16 protein-coding genes and 1 pseudogene are annotated in these 16,827 nt (G+C 34.9%); 13 read left to right on the forward strand and 4 right to left on the reverse strand.

Going from position 1 to position 16,827, the window contains the following annotated elements; genetic code table 11:
• The 12 genes and pseudogenes from Q0K76_RS13090 to Q0K76_RS12450 all read left to right on the forward strand — a co-directional run.
• Positions 1 to 123, forward strand: a pseudogene (locus tag Q0K76_RS13090) (hypothetical protein); the annotation flags it as partial.
• A 4-nt stretch (positions 124 to 127) separates the two neighbouring features.
• Positions 128 to 295, forward strand: a complete 168-nt coding sequence (gene rpmF / locus Q0K76_RS12400; RefSeq protein WP_065557369.1) for a 50S ribosomal protein L32 — start codon at positions 128 to 130, stop codon at positions 293 to 295.
• 22 nt (positions 296 to 317) lie between these two features.
• Entirely contained in the window at positions 318 to 1,364 is a 1,047-nt protein-coding gene (gene plsX, locus Q0K76_RS12405) for a phosphate acyltransferase PlsX (RefSeq protein ID WP_294615987.1), read from the forward strand.
• 4 nt (positions 1,365 to 1,368) lie between these two features.
• Positions 1,369 to 2,322, forward strand: coding sequence for a beta-ketoacyl-ACP synthase III (locus Q0K76_RS12410; RefSeq protein WP_294615988.1), 954 nt, complete (start codon positions 1,369 to 1,371; stop codon positions 2,320 to 2,322).
• Positions 2,323 to 2,358: 36 nt separating this feature from the next.
• A complete protein-coding gene (gene fabD, locus Q0K76_RS12415; RefSeq protein WP_294615989.1) occupies positions 2,359 to 3,294 on the forward strand; it encodes an ACP S-malonyltransferase in 936 nt (311 codons plus the stop codon).
• 19 nt (positions 3,295 to 3,313) lie between these two features.
• On the forward strand, positions 3,314 to 4,048 hold the full coding sequence (gene fabG / locus Q0K76_RS12420; protein WP_294615990.1) for a 3-oxoacyl-ACP reductase FabG: 735 nt from the start codon (positions 3,314 to 3,316) through the stop codon (positions 4,046 to 4,048).
• 151 nt (positions 4,049 to 4,199) lie between these two features.
• Positions 4,200 to 4,433 carry an acyl carrier protein gene (gene acpP, locus Q0K76_RS12425; protein ID WP_294615991.1) on the forward strand — a complete coding sequence of 78 codons (234 nt, stop codon included), beginning with the start codon at positions 4,200 to 4,202 and terminating at the stop codon, positions 4,431 to 4,433.
• A 158-nt stretch (positions 4,434 to 4,591) separates the two neighbouring features.
• Positions 4,592 to 5,836, forward strand: coding sequence for a beta-ketoacyl-ACP synthase II (fabF, locus tag Q0K76_RS12430; RefSeq protein WP_294615992.1), 1,245 nt, complete (start codon positions 4,592 to 4,594; stop codon positions 5,834 to 5,836).
• Between the two features lie 250 nt (positions 5,837 to 6,086).
• Positions 6,087 to 7,184 carry a glycerol dehydrogenase gene (locus Q0K76_RS12435; protein ID WP_294615993.1) on the forward strand — a complete coding sequence of 366 codons (1,098 nt, stop codon included), beginning with the start codon at positions 6,087 to 6,089 and terminating at the stop codon, positions 7,182 to 7,184.
• 194 nt (positions 7,185 to 7,378) lie between these two features.
• On the forward strand, positions 7,379 to 10,858 hold the full coding sequence (dnaE, locus tag Q0K76_RS12440; protein WP_294615994.1) for a DNA polymerase III subunit alpha: 3,480 nt from the start codon (positions 7,379 to 7,381) through the stop codon (positions 10,856 to 10,858).
• A 227-nt stretch (positions 10,859 to 11,085) separates the two neighbouring features.
• Positions 11,086 to 12,045 (forward strand): acetyl-CoA carboxylase carboxyl transferase subunit alpha, encoded by a 960-nt coding sequence (gene accA / locus Q0K76_RS12445; protein WP_294615995.1) that lies wholly within the window; start codon positions 11,086 to 11,088, stop codon positions 12,043 to 12,045.
• 20 nt (positions 12,046 to 12,065) lie between these two features.
• The gene (locus Q0K76_RS12450; RefSeq protein ID WP_294615996.1) at positions 12,066 to 12,434 is read left to right on the forward strand and encodes a diacylglycerol kinase; all 369 of its coding nucleotides are present in this window, start codon (positions 12,066 to 12,068) and stop codon (positions 12,432 to 12,434) included.
• 101 nt (positions 12,435 to 12,535) lie between these two features.
• On the opposite strand, the gene Q0K76_RS12455 is transcribed toward Q0K76_RS12450, so the two are convergent.
• Genes Q0K76_RS12455 through metK form a run of 4 tightly spaced genes read right to left on the reverse strand, consistent with a single transcriptional unit; the run spans position 12,536 to position 15,645 of the window.
• Complete coding sequence (locus Q0K76_RS12455; protein WP_294615997.1) at positions 12,536 to 13,378, reverse strand: 23S rRNA (adenine(2030)-N(6))-methyltransferase RlmJ; 843 nt, start codon at positions 13,376 to 13,378, stop codon at positions 12,536 to 12,538.
• Entirely contained in the window at positions 13,378 to 13,989 is a 612-nt protein-coding gene (locus Q0K76_RS12460) for a hypothetical protein (protein ID WP_294615998.1), read from the reverse strand. Before Q0K76_RS12460 ends, Q0K76_RS12455 begins: the two co-directional genes overlap by 1 nt.
• 14 nt (positions 13,990 to 14,003) lie before the next feature.
• Positions 14,004 to 14,510, reverse strand: coding sequence for a SprT family zinc-dependent metalloprotease (locus Q0K76_RS12465; RefSeq protein ID WP_294615999.1), 507 nt, complete (start codon positions 14,508 to 14,510; stop codon positions 14,004 to 14,006).
• On the reverse strand, positions 14,494 to 15,645 hold the full coding sequence (gene metK / locus Q0K76_RS12470; protein WP_294616000.1) for a methionine adenosyltransferase: 1,152 nt from the start codon (positions 15,643 to 15,645) through the stop codon (positions 14,494 to 14,496). Before metK ends, Q0K76_RS12465 begins: the two co-directional genes overlap by 17 nt.
• A gap of 215 nt (positions 15,646 to 15,860) precedes the next feature.
• On the opposite strand from metK, the gene murI reads away from it, so the two are divergent.
• Positions 15,861 to 16,676, forward strand: coding sequence for a glutamate racemase (gene murI / locus Q0K76_RS12475; protein WP_294616001.1), 816 nt, complete (start codon positions 15,861 to 15,863; stop codon positions 16,674 to 16,676).
• Positions 16,677 to 16,827: the final 151 nt, after the last annotated feature.

Here is a 16,827-nt window from a genome sequence, read left to right on the forward strand (position 1 = left end):
CCGGTACATGATAGTAAACACTGCGAAGTGTCAGAGGCAGATATGGTATTTGGTGAAATTCCTGCTGAGAATGAAAAACCGAATCCATTTGCAATTTTAGATAGTTTAAAGAATAAGGGGTAAGTCCATGGCTGTTCAACAGAATCGTAAAACTCGTGCAAAACGTGGTATGCGTCGTTCTCATGATGCATTAACTGCTGCTAATATCTCAGTTGATGAATCAGGCAAAACACATTTACGTCATCACGTAACCGCTGATGGTTATTATCGTGGTCGTAAAGTGATTTCTAAATAATTAGAAATCCTCAGGTGACATTTTGGATAATCTAACCATTGCGTTAGATGCTATGAGCGGGGACTTCGGTCCTCGTATTGTTGTTCCTGCTGCAATACAAGCATTAAGTCGTTATCCAAATCTTTCTTTTTTTCTGGTGGGCGATCCAACGGAAATTGGGTTTTTTTTGTCCAAAGAAAATAATCAACTTGTTACTCAATATCAAAATAATGATCGATTAATTATAATTGAATCAACATCTATTATTACTAATGATATGAAACCTGCTTATGCAATTCGGCATAGCCAAGGTTCGTCAATGAAAATGGCACTTGAACTGGTTAAAGACAATAAAGCTCAAGCATGTGTAAGTGCAGGCAATACTGGAGCGTTAATGGGATTGTCAAAATTATTATTGCAGTCTTTAACCGGCATTGATCGTCCAGCATTAGTGGCAACTTTACCAGCATTAAATAATCAAAATACGGTGGTGCTTGATTTAGGCGCTAACGCTGAATGTGATAGTGATATGCTGGTGCAATTTGCAATAATGGGGGGAATCTTGGCCAAGTCGGTACTTCAGATTGCTCATCCTCGTATTGCTTTGCTCAATATTGGTGAAGAAGATGTCAAAGGCTTAGATAAAATTCGGGAAGCAGCTTCGATTTTAAAATCCAATGATCAAATTAATTTTATCGGTTATTTAGAAGGTAATGAACTGTTAACGGGTAAAACAGATGTATTAGTCTGTGATGGTTTTGTTGGTAATGTAACCTTAAAAACTGTAGAAGGTTTAATTAAAATTTTTATGTCATCAATTAAATTATCACTAGGGAAAAATTCGTTATTTATGAAATTGTTGAGTAAGTGGTTACAAAGAAAGATCGCAAAAAATTTTGGTTATTTAGATCCCGGACGATATAATGGAGCTTGTTTACTTGGACTTCGAAGTATTGTGATTAAAAGTCATGGTAGTGCCAATCAAAAATCCTTTTTTGCAGCAATAGAACAAGCTATTTTGGCTATACAAATGAATATACCAGAGAAGATTGCTAGCAGTCTTTCTTCCGCACTATCTAAGAGCGAATAAATAGATGTATACAAAGATATTAGGAACAGGAAGTTATCTTCCCGAACAAATTAGAACCAATGCTGATTTAGAAAAAATGGTTGATACTAGTGATGAATGGATTACAACACGTACAGGCATTAAGGAAAGGCGTATTGCAGCGCCTGATGAAACTGTAACTAGTATGGCTTACGCCGCAGCAATTAATGCTATTGAAATGGCTAATATTGATAAGAATGAAATTGGTTTAATTATTGTTGCAACTGCGACTTCAGTTAATGCGTTTCCAAGTTCTGCCACCGAATTGCAAGCCAAATTAGGCATTGCTGATTTGATTGCATTTGATGTAGCAGCTGCTTGCTCAGGATTTGTTTATGCACTAGATATTGCCGATAAATATATCAAAAGTGGTGCGATAAAATACGCCTTAGTTGTTGGTTCAGACATGCTAACTCGAGGGATTGATCCAAATGATCGCGGTACGATTATTATTTTTGGTGATGGTGCAGGAGCAGTTGTGGTTGGAGCATCTGATGAACCAGGTATTATTGCTTCCCATCTGCATGCAGATGGTCGCTATAGTGAATTATTAAAATACCCATACTTAGATCGTCGTGATATCACTAATCCTGTTTATATGACAATGCACGGAAATGAAGTGTTTAAAGTTGCCGTTAAGGAACTTTCAAATTTAGTGGATGAGCTTTTAACGGAAAATGCTTTCAATAAAGCTGATTTGGACTGGTTAGTCCCCCATCAAGCTAATTTAAGAATTATTGCTGCAACAGCTAAACGTTTAGATATGGATATGAGCAAGGTTATTGTTACATTAGATAAACAAGGTAATACTTCGGCGGCTTCAGTTCCATGTGCACTAGATGTCGGCGTCCGAGATGGGCGCATTAAACGAGGCCAATTAATCTTATTAGAGGCCTTTGGTGGTGGATTTGTTTGGGGATCTGCCCTAATTAGATTTTAATAATAAGATGTATTTTAAATGATCAAGGATTTAATGATGACCAAATTTGCAATGGTATTTCCGGGACAAGGCTCACAAGCTGTCGGTATGTTAAAAGATTTAGCCGATAATTATCCTATTGTAAAATCAACGTTTGATGAAGCCTCTGAAGTATTGAACTATGATTTATGGGCTTTAGTACAACAAGGTCCAGCAGAAGAATTAAATAAAACCTGGCAAACACAACCAGCACTACTTGCTTCCTCGGTTGCTATTTTTAGAGTTTGGCAAAGTTTGCATGGTAGCCAGCCAGAATTTATGGCTGGTCATAGCTTGGGCGAATACTCGGCTTTAGTTTGTGCAGGAGTTATTGATTTTAAAGATGCGATTAAATTAGTTGAACTTCGTGGAAAGTTAATGCAAGAAGCAGTACCAACTGGAACGGGTGCAATGTATGCCATTATTGGACTCGATAATGAGTTAATAAGCAAAGCCTGTGAACAAGCAGCACAAGGTCAAGTGGTTGCGCCTGTTAATTTTAATTCACCAGGGCAAGTTGTTATTGCTGGTAATAAAGAAGCGGTTGAGCGTGCTGGATCGTTATGTAAAGAAGCTGGTGCAAAACGAGCGCTCCCCCTTGCTGTGAGTGTTCCATCTCATTGTGCATTAATGAAACCAGCGGCAGATAAATTAGCTACCACTTTAAAAAGTATCGAGTTTAGTGTGCCAAAATTTGCTGTCATCAACAATGTTAATGTGAAAGTGGAAACGTCTGCTGAAAATATAAAAGCGGCTTTAATTGCTCAATTATATAGTCCTGTTCGTTGGACTGAAACAGTAGAGCAGATGGCAAAACAAGGTGTGACTCTTTTAGTTGAAATGGGACCAGGTAAAGTGTTAACTGGATTAACTAAACGTATTGTTGATTCACTTTCTGGCTGTGCTGTTAATGATAAAGCTTCATTAGATATTGCATTAGAAAATACTAAGTAAAAAATAGAAAGAGGTAGTTATGAATCTATCAGGAAAAATTGCTTTAGTGACTGGCGCAAGTCGCGGTATTGGTAAAGCAATTGCAGAAAAGCTGGTTGCTTGTGGTGCTACTGTGATTGGTACAGCAACAACCGAAAAAGGCGCAGATGCTATCAGCCAATATTTAGGTACAAAAGGTAAAGGTTTAACCTTAAATGTAACAGATGAAGCATCTATTGAGTCTGTAATTGGCGCTATTAAAGCAGAATTTGGTGATATTGATATTTTGGTTAATAATGCCGGTATTACTCGTGATAACTTATTAATGAGAATGAAAGAAGATGAGTGGCAAGATATTCTAGATACCAATTTAACTTCGGTATTCCGTTTGTCCAAAGCATTAATGCGCACCATGATGAAAAAACGTTATGGTCGAATTGTCACAATTGGTTCAGTTGTTGGTACAATGGGAAATGCTGGACAAGCAAATTATGCTGCAGCAAAAGCTGGATTAATTGGTTTTAGTAAATCACTAGCACGAGAAGTCGCATCACGTGGTATTACGGTTAATATTGTTGCACCTGGTTTTATTGCAACCGATATGACGCATGCACTAACAGAAGAACAAAAAGCATTAACATTGGCACAAGTTCCCGCTGGTCGGTTAGGTAAGCCCTCAGAAATTGCTAATGCTGTTGCTTTTCTTGCTTCCGACGAGGCATCTTACATTACTGGTGAAACATTACATGTCAATGGTGGCATGTATATGGTGTAATTAATTAGAATAGTGTAAAATAAACTAATATTTTAGTGATTTTGTATAAAAAATAAGCAATTGGGTTGAAAAATAGTTTGCATCTTTTTCAACATTTTATAAACTTACATTAACAGCCACTTTCGGCAATTTTTATAGGAAAAAAAAGAGTATGAGCACTATTGAAGAGCGAGTTAAGAAAATTATTGTTGAGCAACTTGGTGTGAAAGAAGAACAAGTTAAAAATGAATCTTCTTTCGTTGAAGATCTTGGCGCTGACTCTCTAGATACAGTTGAACTAGTTATGGCTTTAGAAGAAGAATTTGATACTGAAATTCCAGATGAAGAAGCTGAAAAAATTACAACTGTACAATCAGCAATTGATTATATTACTGCAAATCAATAAGGTTAGCAGCGTTTTCACAATAGGCGGTCAGATGATCGCCTAGTTTGTATTTATATTTTTTTCAAAAAAATAAATATGATACAAATCTAAAGAAAATGTATAGAAGATAAGATTTTCATTGAATCAAATTTCATTTCAATCCTTTTCTGGAGGACAATGTGTCTAAACGCAGAGTTGTTGTTACTGGAATGGGCATGATATCTCCAGTCGGCAATACAGTTGAATCCACCTGGCAAGCATTATTAGCAGGTCAAAGTGGAGTTGAACTCATAGAACACTTTGATACAGCCCCTTTCGCTACCCGCTTCGCAGCAATGGTTAAAAATTTTAATAGCGAAGATTATAATATTACTCGTAAAGATGCACGTAAAATGGATTACTTTATCCAATATGGTATCGCTGCGGGCATACAAGCAATGCAAGATGCTGGTATTGATATTAATGAGGAAAATGCAGAACGTATTGGTTGTGCTATTGGTTCAGGTATTGGTGGATTAGGCTTAATTGAGGAAAACCATAGTGCATTAGTTAATGGCGGACCTCGTAAAATCAGTCCTTTTTTTGTACCTTCGACTATTGTTAATATGATAGCAGGTCATTTGTCTATTATTTATGGCTTAAAAGGACCAAGTATAACGATTGCAACTGCCTGTTCATCAGGTGTGCATAATATTGGTCATGCAGCGCGCATCATCGCTTATGGTGACGCAGATGCTATGTTAGCTGGTGGTGGCGAAAAGGCTAGTACTCCTCTTGGTATTGGTGGCTTTGGTGCTGCTCGTGCATTATCAACTAATAATGAAAACCCTAAAGGAGCAAGTCGCCCATGGGATAAAGATCGTGATGGTTTTGTCCTGGGTGATGGTGCGGGAATTTTATTTTTAGAAGAGTATGAACATGCCAAAAAACGTGGCGCTAAAATCTATGCAGAAGTTGTTGGTTTTGGCATGAGTGCGGATGCCTATCATATGACTTCACCTCCAGAAGATGGTAGTGGAGCTGCACTAGCAATGAAATGTGCAATCCGTGATGCAGGAATAACACCTGAGCAAGTAGGTTATATTAATGCACATGGTACATCAACACCAGCAGGTGATAAAGCTGAAACACAAGCTGTAAAAAGTATTTTCAAAGAGAATTCTCACAAAGTGTTAGTTAGTTCCACTAAATCAATGATTGGTCATTTACTAGGAGCTGCTGGGGCTGTTGAATCAATTTTTACAGTTCTTGCCCTGCGCGATCAAGCAGTACCGCCAACAATAAATCTCGATAATCCTGATGAAGGATGTGATTTAGATTATGTACCACATACTGCCCGTCAAGTTAAGAATTTAGAATATGCTTTATGTAATTCTTTCGGTTTTGGTGGAACAAACGGTTCAGTATTGTTCAAAAAAATCTAATTTAATTTGTTTTCCCATTACTAATGCGTGATGGGAAAAATCCTACCTTTATTAATTTTTTAATAACAGCTAATCCTTGTTAAATAAAAATGTGGGTTATACCACATTTTTGTAACAACTTATTAGATTAATTGAAAATAAAAGCGTATGTTGTGGTTATTTACATTACTAATGTATCTATCACTATTGGTTGAAGATGAGGTTATATCTATAAACGAATTTTTATTTTTACATTTTAGGAGCTGTTATTATGATTACTACTGCACTTTTTCCTAACCGCTATATTCAAGGTTTTAATGCAATTGAAAATTGTTTGGGTCAAGAATTAGCAAGGCTTGGGAAAAAAGCACTACTGCTCGAAAGCCCATCAGCACATAAAAATTTATCTAGCGTAATTGAAAAGTCTTTAGCAGGAAATATTGGATTTGCAATTGATGTTTTCAATCGAGAATGTAGTGATGAAGAGATCGCAAGAATCATTACATTGGTTAAAGCAGAACATATTGACGTAATAGTTGGTATTGGAGGTGGTAAAGCTATTGATACAGCTAAAGCAGTTGCTGCAGAACTAAATTACCCTTGTGTAGTTGTACCAACTCTTGCCTCAACTGATGCACCATGTAGTGCTTTATCTGTTATTTATACACCAACTGGTGAGTTTAAACGCTATTTTGTATTGCCACGCAATCCTGATTTGGTGTTAGTTGATTCAAATGTCATTGCTAAAGCACCAGCACGATTTTTAGTTGCAGGAATGGGAGATGCTTTAGCCACATGGTTTGAAGCAGAAGATTGTCGTCAATCTAAAGCCGGGAATATGACCGGACGTCCAGGTCCGATTTCAGCATTTGCCTTAGCTGAATTTTGTTTTGATGTATTACTGAAATATGGTGTACAAGCAAAAAATGCTTGTGAACAAAAGATAGTAACACCAGCATTAGAACATGTAATTGAAGCAAATACCTTGCTTTCTGGACTGGGATTTGAAAGTGGGGGATTATCTGCTGCTCATTCAATTCATAATGGCTTTACTGCATTAGAAGCTACACATGATTATTGGCATGGTGAAAAAGTTGCAATAGGAACTTTGGCGATGTTAATGTTAATTGATAGTGACCCAAATATGATTGAAACAGTTTATGCATTTTGTGAATCAGTTGGTTTACCAACAACACTTGCTGAAATTGGTTTAACAAATGTTAGTGATGAAGATTTGATGAAAGTGGCTATATTAGCTTGTGCAGAAAGTGAATCTATTCATAATTCCTTAGCAGAAATCAATCCAAATACAGTATTTGCCGCAATAAAAGCTGCAAATGCAGAAGGGCTACGTCGTAAAAAATTATAAAAATTCATTTATATCAATGAAAAACAACTGTAACTTGTTTTAGTGCAATTAAACTCTCGTTTACCTATGCAACGAGAGTTTTTATTATTACCTTATATTTCTGATTTTTCTCTGCTTAAAGAGAATAAGAATATTCATACTGCTTGTGTTATAATCCTGCCATGATTTTTATTGCGAAATAACTATTGAGAATTATGGCAGATCCTAAATTTATTCATCTTCATTTGCATAGTGACTTTTCAATGATTGATGGAATTGCAAAAGTTAATACATTAGTGAATGAGGTGAGCAAATTGCAGATGCCTGCTTTTGCAATCACTGATTTCAGTAATCTTTGTGGACTGGTAAAATTCTATGGTTCGGCAATGTCCAAAGGAATTAAACCGATCATTGGTGTCGATTTAGCCATTAGAAGTACCCATTTACCAGATGATATCTACCATTTGACAATTTTAGCTACTAATAATGAAGGTTATCAAAATCTTACTTTGTTAATATCGAAAGCTTATCAGCGAGGGTATATTGGGGATTTGCCAGTTGTTGATCTTGAGTGGTTAATTGAACACTGTAAAGGATTAATTATATTAGCTGGACGGGATAGCGATATAGGTATTGGTATTATCCGAAATAATCAAACAATAATTGATCATGCGATACAATTTTATCTTGATAATTTTGCAGATCATTTCTATTTTGAATTAGTACGTACTAAACGGCTTAACGAAGAGTTATTTATCCATAATGCAGTAAAACTAGCTGAACAATATATGTTGCCAGTTGTTGCGACAAATGATGTTCGTTTTTTAAATTCTTCAGATTTTGAAGCCCATGAAATTCGAGTTGCAATTCATGATGGTAATACACTAGAAGATCCCAATAGGCCTAAAAATTATTCACCAGAACAATATTTACGCACCGAACAAGAAATGTGTGAGCTATTTTCTGATATTCCAGAAGCATTGGAAAATAGTGTTGAAATCGCAAAACGATGTAATGTCACCATTCGATTAGGCGAATATTTTTTACCGAAGTTTCCAACCGGTGATATGTCAACTGAAGATTTTTTAGTACATAAATCTCGCCAAGGATTGGAAGAACGTCTCGAATTTCTTTTTCCTGATCCTGAAATTAGAAAACAAAGACGACCTGAGTATGATGAACGTTTAGAAACAGAATTGACAGTAATTAATCAAATGGGCTTCCCAGGTTATTTTCTGATTGTTATGGAATTCATACAATGGTCAAAGGATAATGATATTCCTGTCGGACCAGGGCGAGGTTCTGGGGCAGGTTCATTAGTTGCCTATTCTTTAAAAATAACCGATTTAGACCCTTTAGCATTTGATCTACTTTTTGAACGTTTTTTAAATCCTGAACGTGTTTCAATGCCTGACTTTGATGTCGATTTTTGTATGGAAAAGCGCGATCTAGTTATTGATCATGTCGCAGAAATGTATGGTCGAGATGCAGTCTCACAAATTATTACCTTTGGTACGATGGCCGCTAAAGCTGTAATTCGAGACGTAGGCAGAGTACTTGGGCATCCATATGGGTTTGTGGATCGTATTTCAAAATTGATCCCTTTAGATCCAGGCATGACTCTGGCAAAAGCTTTTGAAGTAGAGCCACAACTTCAAGAATTATATGATAATAATGAAGAAATAAAATCTTTAATTGATATTGCAAGGCAATTAGAAGGTGTAACTCGCAATGCCGGTAAACATGCCGGTGGAGTAGTGATTTCACCAACTAAAATCACCGATTTTTCACCTATTTATTGTGATCCTGAAGGAAATTATCCCGTCACTCAATTTGATAAGAATGATGTGGAATATGCAGGTTTAGTTAAATTCGACTTTTTAGGACTTAGAACATTAACCATTATTGATTGGGCAATCAAAATGATTAATGAACGCCAAGTTAGAGAAGGCAAACCAAAGATTAATATTGCCCATATTCCACTTAATGACGAAAAATCCTTTGAATTATTATTAAAGGCGGAAACGACTGCGGTATTCCAACTCGAATCGCGGGGTATGAAAGATTTAATTAGGCGTTTAAAACCCGATTGTTTTGAAGATATGATTGCTTTAGTGGCACTATTCCGTCCAGGTCCATTACAATCTGGGATGGTAGATAATTTTATCGACCGTAAACATGGTCGAGAAGAGGTTTCATATCCTGACATTAATCATCAACATGAATCCTTAAAGCCTATTTTAGAACCTACTTATGGTATTATTTTATATCAAGAACAGGTTATGCAAATTGCACAAACTTTATCAGGTTACACTTTAGGTGGAGCTGATTTACTTCGGCGTGCAATGGGTAAGAAAAAACCTGAAGAAATGGCAAAACAACGTTCAGTATTTAAAGAGGGTGCCGAAAAACAAGGTGTGGATGGAGAACTTTCCATGCGCATATTTGATTTGGTAGAAAAATTTGCTGGTTATGGATTTAATAAATCACATTCAGCTGCTTATGCGCTAGTTTCTTATCAAACTTTATGGTTAAAAACACACTATCCAGCGGAGTTTATGGCGGCAGTTATGACTGCTGATATGGATAATACTGATAAGATTGTTGGTTTAGTAGATGAATGTTTACGCATGGGATTAAAAGTCAATCCACCAGATATAAATAGTGGGCTTTATCATTTCCACGTTAATGAGAAAGGGGAAATTGTTTATGGTATTGGAGCCATAAAAGGGGTTGGTGAAGGTCCTATAGAGGCAATTGTTGAAGCACGTAATAGTGGAGGCTATTTTAAAAATATTTTTGAACTTTGTGCCCGTACTGATATGAAAAAAATTAATCGACGAGTACTCGAAAAACTTACCATGGCTGGTGCGTTTGACAAATTAGGACCTCATAGGGCGGCGATATTACATAGTATTAATGATGCCATGCAAGCAGCTGAACAATATGCTAAAGCCCAAGATATTGGACAAGAAGATATGTTTGGGGTATTAGCCGAAGAGCCAGAACAAGTTGAACATGCATATGCAGCTGTTCCTGAGTTACCCGAACAAGTTTTACTTGATGGAGAACGTGAAGCATTAGGGCTTTATTTAACAGGCCATCCCGTTACGCAATATTTAAAAGAGTTGAATCGATATGCCGGAGGTTTAAGAATTAGTGAAGCGTCGCCCACCGGTTGGGGAAAAATGATAACTCTTGCTGGTATTGTGGTTGATGCTAGAGTAAGGATCACTAAAAAAGGGAATAGAATCGGTTTATTTACTTTAGATGATCGATCTGGTCGTATGGATGCTATGCTTTTCACTGATTCATTAGAAAAATTTGAGCATTTGTTAGTAAAAGATAAAATTTTGATAGTGACCGGTCAAGTTAGTAATGATGATTTTAATGGTGGGCTCAAGATGTCAGTCCGTGAGATTGTCGATTTAAAAGATGCTCGAGCTAAGTATGTAAAAGGATTGGCTATTACTTTAACTGAAAATGAAGCAAATCGTACAATGTTGCAACGTTTACAGCAGATTTTTGAACCATATCGGCAGGGTAGCATACTTGTTAATTTATATTATCACCGTGATGATTCAGTAGTTCGACTGCAATTTGGTACTACATGGCGAATTGTACCTGAAGATGCACTTATTATTGAATTAAAAACATTATTAGGCAATGATAGAGTTGAATTTGAGTTTGAATAAATGATAATGTAATTTCCATTGATAGCAACATGAACTATAGAAAAACTTGTGTGACAAGAAATCGATTTTTTAATTATAGGAATTAATTAGAAATAATTATTGATGACTTCAATGAGTATTACATAGTAGAATTGGCTTAATTTTAATTTAAGAAATAGTCAGTATACTGAATTTAATAATGTATTTATAGAAAATACAAAATAAGACAAGAGGCAATCATAATAGTTATGAACAATTTTTTGGAATTTGAAAAGCCGATCGCGGAATTAGAAGCAAAGATTAATTCCTTAAAGAATATTGATTCACAACAAGTTGAATTAGATATCAATTTAGATAAAGAAATTAAACAATTAAATAAAAAAAGTAATGAGTTAACCAAAAAAATATTTAACAATTTATCTCCTTGGGATATTGCGCAATTAGCTAGACATCCAAACCGACCTTACACCATAGATTATATTAATGGAATTTTTACTGATTTTGATGAATTAGCAGGTGATCGAGCCTATGCTGATGATAAAGCAATTGTTGGTGGCATCGCTCGTATAGATGAGCGTCCGGTAATGGTTATTGGTCACCAAAAAGGTCGTGAAACAAAACAAAAAATTTATCGTAATTTTGGTATGCCAGCTCCAGAGGGTTACCGTAAGGCTTTGCGATTAATGCAACTAGCAGAGCGTTTTAAATTACCAATTATTACATTTATTGATACTCCAGGAGCCTATCCAGGCATAGGCGCAGAAGAACGAGGGCAATCTGAAGCAATTGCACGTAATTTGCGTGAAATGTCACGTCTAAAAGTACCAACTATTTGCACCGTTATTGGTGAAGGCGGATCCGGTGGAGCGCTCGCTATTGGCGTTTCTGATAAAGTAAATATGCTTCAATATAGTACTTACTCTGTTATATCACCTGAAGGTTGTGCTTCAATTTTATGGAAAAGCGCTGATAAGGCACCTATTGCTGCTGAAGCAATGAATATGACAGCAGATAAATTGTTAAAATTAAAGCTTATTGATTCAGTCGTACCGGAACCACTTGGTGGTGCACATCGTAATTATGAAGCTGTTTCTATATCACTTAAAAAACAGTTGATTAATGATCTTGATGAACTTGAAAATATGGATTTATCGGTACTGCTTGAAAGAAGATTTCAACGTTTAATGAATTATGGATATGTAAGATAAACTTGGTTTGGAATAAAATTATGGAAAAAGCGAAAGGCTTACAACGCTTAATAAATGCAACCAAATATTCTATAAAAGGTTTTAAATCAGCTATTCAATACGAAACTGCTTTTCGCCAAGAATTGATTTCACTAATTGTTGCTTATATAACTGTTATGTTAATCGATTTTACAATCTATGAACGTATTTTATTACTTGGTTCTATTGGTGTAGTGATGATTGTTGAACTAATTAATAGTGCGATTGAGTGTGTTGTAGATCGAATTGGTAGCGAGCGACATGAGTTATCAGGTCGCGCCAAAGATTATGGTTCTGCGGCAGTTTGCTTATCACTATTACTTACGGTTATTTTGTGGATTTATCTATTTTCTTGTCACTTTTTCCCATAATTTAAGTAAACTATTATTAATTTTTTCCGATAAGTCTTTTTTAATTATTGTTAGCTGCATGTTGAAAATGCGAGGTTATCCTCGCATTTGAACTAATAAATCTATTCTGATACTAACTGTTTAATGGTGAAACTTCCAGTTTTTTCGGTATCTAAAATCTGTTTTAACCATGGCATAATGGTTTGCATTTGTTCATGTAATTTCCAAGGTGGATTAATAACTATCATACCTGATGCTGTCATCCCTTTTTGGTTATTATCTGGTTTTAGTGCTAACTCAAATTGAGAAATTCGTTTAATACCCAATTTTATAATATCATCAATCATTCTTTGGGTTGTGGTACGCGAAACGACAGGATACCAGATTAAATAAATACCAGTTGCAAAACGTTTGTATGCTTCAAATAAAGCAGATGGAATTTTATAATAATCATTTTTGATCTCATAAGATGGATCAATTAATATAATTCCACGACGTGTTACTGGTGGTAGTTTTGATTTTAATTGTATAAAACCATCTTCACGTAAAACTTTGGCACGTTTATCTTTGTTGAATTCTTGCCGTAATAATGGGTAATCTGTAGGGTGTAATTCAGTGAGGTTAAGTTTATCTTGTTCACGTAATAGCTGTTTGGCAATTAATGGTGAGCCAGGATAATATTTTAATGTTTGATAAGGATTATAACGTTTTAAAATAGAAATATAGGTATTGAGTAAATCAGGGGTATTGGGTTGTTGCCAGATTAAGTTAACGCCTGATAAGTATTCTCCAGTTTTTTCTGCATGTTCACTTTGTAATAAATATCGTCCAGCACCAGAATGAGTATCTAAATATAAAAAAGGTTTATCTTTTTCTTTTAATGCTTCAATGCAAAGTGTTAATACCACATGTTTTAATACATCTGCGTGATTACCTGCGTGATAACTATGACGATAACTTAACATTATGAGTTTAACCTTTTCTGTTCATTTTTTTGCATATAAAAAGTAGTTAAAGCTAAACTAAGCAAACAAGGTATTTCCATTAATTCTTCAATGAGATCTTTTCGTTCTCTGGTTAGGACTAAAAATTGATGACCGATTCTGTGGTGTTCAGCAATATCGGCTATGCCTAAAAATAAAAAAGCTAATACGATATGCCAAACTGGAATGTTTTCGAATTTAAAACGCCTAACTATTTCGCGGCGGATAGATGGAAAAAAAATACTAAGAATAGGGATGGCGATTAAAATACTAGCAATAATTTTATAATAGAAGCGTGGCACATCAGGAAAAAAATCTCGTCCCCAACTAATTCCTCGACCAAAAAGCATAAACCACCAAAATATTGTCCAAATCCAAAATTTATATAATTCAGAATTATTCGTTACATGTTTAGCATAATAATAAGTATAGCAACACATAAATAATAAAAAAAGCGACTGAGAATGCTCTATCAATGTAACTGTTAATCCACCATATAATGGTAGAAAAAAATTGCCTATAACATAAAGTAATACACCAAGAATAACAATAAATACAGAACTTTTGTAGAAATGGAAATCTAATTTACACATACAATATCTTAATATTAAATAGAATTTTTAAGTTTAAGTATAGTACCGCATTTACGGCATAAATACTCAGTTTTATTGTGCTCAATTTTATTATGTCTTATTTTGGTTAAATGATGTTCTTGACATTGACAATAATAAACAAAACTATCATGTGATTTCACCTCGAAATTATGCGTAGTTTTAGGTATTTTGCCTAATACTTGTGACATTATATATTGCCACTCTTTACCATGCGGTTTGACTTTTCCAAATTTTTTGAAAACAATCAGGTGAGCCAATTCATGAGGTACTACTTCTTCAATAAAGATTTTGCCATTTTCATAAAGCATGGTTGAATTGATTTGTATTTCCCAGCGAGTTAAAAAAGCACTACCAGCAACACTTCCTTTTGCTCTGTAGATGATTTTCGGTTCAATGTATTGTGTTTGTAGAAGTTTATTAGCTTGCGCTAAATGTGTTCTTAAGCAAGCCATTACATGATTATGTAAATAAATAGGTATTCGTTTATAAACCTGCTGCATCACGTAACATTTCTGCTTTATCTAATTGTTCCCAAGGGAAAATATCTCGACCAAAGTGACCATAAGTCGCTGTTTCTTGATAAATTGGTTGAATAAGGTCTAGCATTTGGATAAGTCCATAAGGTCTTAAATCAAAAAATTCTTTGATTAATGCAACAATTTTTTCATTATTTATTTTTTCTGTGCCAAAGGTATTTACATAAATTGAAGTTGGATTGGCAATACCAATTGCATAAGAGATTTGTAGCTCGCATTTATCTGCAAGTCCTGCGGCAACAATATTTTTTGCAACATAACGAGCTGCGTAGGCTGCTGAACGATCAACTTTAGATGGATCTTTACCCGAAAAAGCTCCTCCTCCGTGACGTGCCGCACCACCATAAGTATCAACAATGATTTTACGTCCAGTCAATCCACAATCACCCATCGGTCCACCAATAACAAAGCGTCCTGTAGGATTAATGAAATATTTAGTTCTAGCCGTTAACCATTCTGGTGGCAAAGTTGGTTTAATAATTTCTTCCATAACAGCTTCATATAAGGCTTTTTGTTCCATTTCGGGAGAATGCTGTGTAGATAACACAATAGTATCAACACCTTTAATCTGATTATTATCATATATCAATGTCACTTGGCTTTTAGCATCAGGCCTTAACCATGGAAGGGTTCCATTTTTTCTCACTTCCGTTTGACGTCGCATTAAATTATGAGCATAACTAATTGCTGCAGGCATTAAGTTGGGCATTTCATTGGTTGCATAACCAAACATAATACCTTGATCACCAGCGCCTTGTTCTAAAGGATTCTTTCGGTCAACACCTTGATTAATATCTGGAGATTGTTTGCCTATTGCATTGAGTACAGCGCACGAATTGGCATCAAACCCCATTTCTGAACTAGTATAACCAATATCATTTATTGTTTTTCTAGTTAATTCTTCAATATCTACCCATGCTGAAGTAGTAATTTCACCACCTACTAATGCCATACCAGTTTTTACATATGTTTCACAAGCAACACGAGCTTTAGGGTCTTGTTTTAAAATAGCATCCAATACTGCATCTGAAATTTGATCGGCGATTTTATCTGGATGTCCTTCTGAAACTGATTCAGAAGTAAATAAGAATTCTGACATGATATACCTTCTTAATTAGCTGTGTACAATGCTTGATATATAAAATTGAGTTATAAATTAATTTTAGCAGTTTTACCATCTAGACGTCTATTTTAATAATTTATACCAGAAAAATCTAGTTTTCCCTTAAATAAAATTACTTGCATTAATTTATAATCAATTTACGATATTGACATTCAACCTATTTACGATCTAGCATTTTTCCGTTACAAAATATGAATATAGTAAGACAACCTCACTCAGTATTAGTGTTTGATTCCGGTATTGGAGGATTATCTGTCTATAATGAAATGCGTAAAAAGATGCCATATCTACATTATATTTATGCTTTTGATAATGAAATGTTTCCGTATGGTGACAAATCATCAGAATTTATTATTGATAGAGTTAATTCGGTTATAGAAACAATTGCTAAATTATATACTATTAGTTTAGTTGTAATTGCTTGTAATACAGCAAGTACAATTTGCTTACCTAACTTACGTTCAAGATTTTCTTTCCCTATTGTGGGGGTTGTGCCTGCCATAAAACCTGCTAGTCAAGTTACTCAAAATAATTGTATTGGACTTTTGGCGACCAAAGCAACAATACAAAGAACTTATACAACTAATTTAATTCAACAGTTTGCTAAAAATTGTACGGTAAAACTTCTTGGTTTGTCTGAGTTAGCTTTGATTGCAGAAAATAAACTACAGGGCATTCCTGTAGATATGCAACAATTAAAAAATTTATTACAGCCATGGCTTGGTTTGACGACAGTACCTGATACAATAGTTTTAGGTTGTACTCATTATCCTTTTATTAAAGATGAATTACAGATAATTTTTCCTAAAGCAACATTTATTGATTCGGGTAATGCAATAGCGTCCCGTGTTTATAATTTACTTAATGCTCAATATAATTTGCATAAAATATCTACGTCTAGTGAAGAAAATATTGTTCTTAGTACAACATATAATCAATATGTTGAAAAGTTGATTTTAAAATTGGTAAACTATAATCTTATTAAATATCATAAAATTAGCTGTTAAGGTGTTTAAAGGTTATGCGACTAAATAGGTAATTAATCTTTTTTACTTGCCAAAAAAAAAGAAGCGTTTATAATGCGCATCCACTGACACGGTGTCAGCGAAAAGCTGGTAGCGATAAGGTTAGTGAATTTAGTGATTAAGATCAAAAATT

It is taken from the genome of uncultured Gilliamella sp. (assembly GCA_945271295.1).
GTDB lineage: Bacteria > Pseudomonadota > Gammaproteobacteria > Enterobacterales > Orbaceae > Gilliamella.

What these genes read in the sequence shown, in the direction of transcription:
- acpP (WP_294615991.1), top strand. Translation starts at nt 4,200, where the DNA reads ATGAGCACTATTGAAGAGCGAGTTAAGAAAATTATTGTTGAGCAACTT.
- fabG (WP_294615990.1), top strand. Translation starts at nt 3,314, where the DNA reads ATGAATCTATCAGGAAAAATTGCTTTAGTGACTGGCGCAAGTCGCGGT.
- dnaE (WP_294615994.1), top strand. Translation starts at nt 7,379, where the DNA reads ATGGCAGATCCTAAATTTATTCATCTTCATTTGCATAGTGACTTTTCA.
- accA (WP_294615995.1), top strand. Translation starts at nt 11,086, where the DNA reads ATGAACAATTTTTTGGAATTTGAAAAGCCGATCGCGGAATTAGAAGCA.
- murI (WP_294616001.1), top strand. Translation starts at nt 15,861, where the DNA reads ATGAATATAGTAAGACAACCTCACTCAGTATTAGTGTTTGATTCCGGT.
- Q0K76_RS12460 (WP_294615998.1), bottom strand. Translation starts at nt 13,989, where the DNA reads ATGTGTAAATTAGATTTCCATTTCTACAAAAGTTCTGTATTTATTGTT.
- metK (WP_294616000.1), bottom strand. Translation starts at nt 15,645, where the DNA reads ATGTCAGAATTCTTATTTACTTCTGAATCAGTTTCAGAAGGACATCCA.
- Q0K76_RS12465 (WP_294615999.1), bottom strand. Translation starts at nt 14,510, where the DNA reads ATGCAGCAGGTTTATAAACGAATACCTATTTATTTACATAATCATGTA.
- rpmF (WP_065557369.1), top strand. Translation starts at nt 128, where the DNA reads ATGGCTGTTCAACAGAATCGTAAAACTCGTGCAAAACGTGGTATGCGT.
- Q0K76_RS12435 (WP_294615993.1), top strand. Translation starts at nt 6,087, where the DNA reads ATGATTACTACTGCACTTTTTCCTAACCGCTATATTCAAGGTTTTAAT.
- Q0K76_RS12455 (WP_294615997.1), bottom strand. Translation starts at nt 13,378, where the DNA reads ATGTTAAGTTATCGTCATAGTTATCACGCAGGTAATCACGCAGATGTA.
- Q0K76_RS12450 (WP_294615996.1), top strand. Translation starts at nt 12,066, where the DNA reads ATGGAAAAAGCGAAAGGCTTACAACGCTTAATAAATGCAACCAAATAT.
- Q0K76_RS12410 (WP_294615988.1), top strand. Translation starts at nt 1,369, where the DNA reads ATGTATACAAAGATATTAGGAACAGGAAGTTATCTTCCCGAACAAATT.
- fabD (WP_294615989.1), top strand. Translation starts at nt 2,359, where the DNA reads ATGACCAAATTTGCAATGGTATTTCCGGGACAAGGCTCACAAGCTGTC.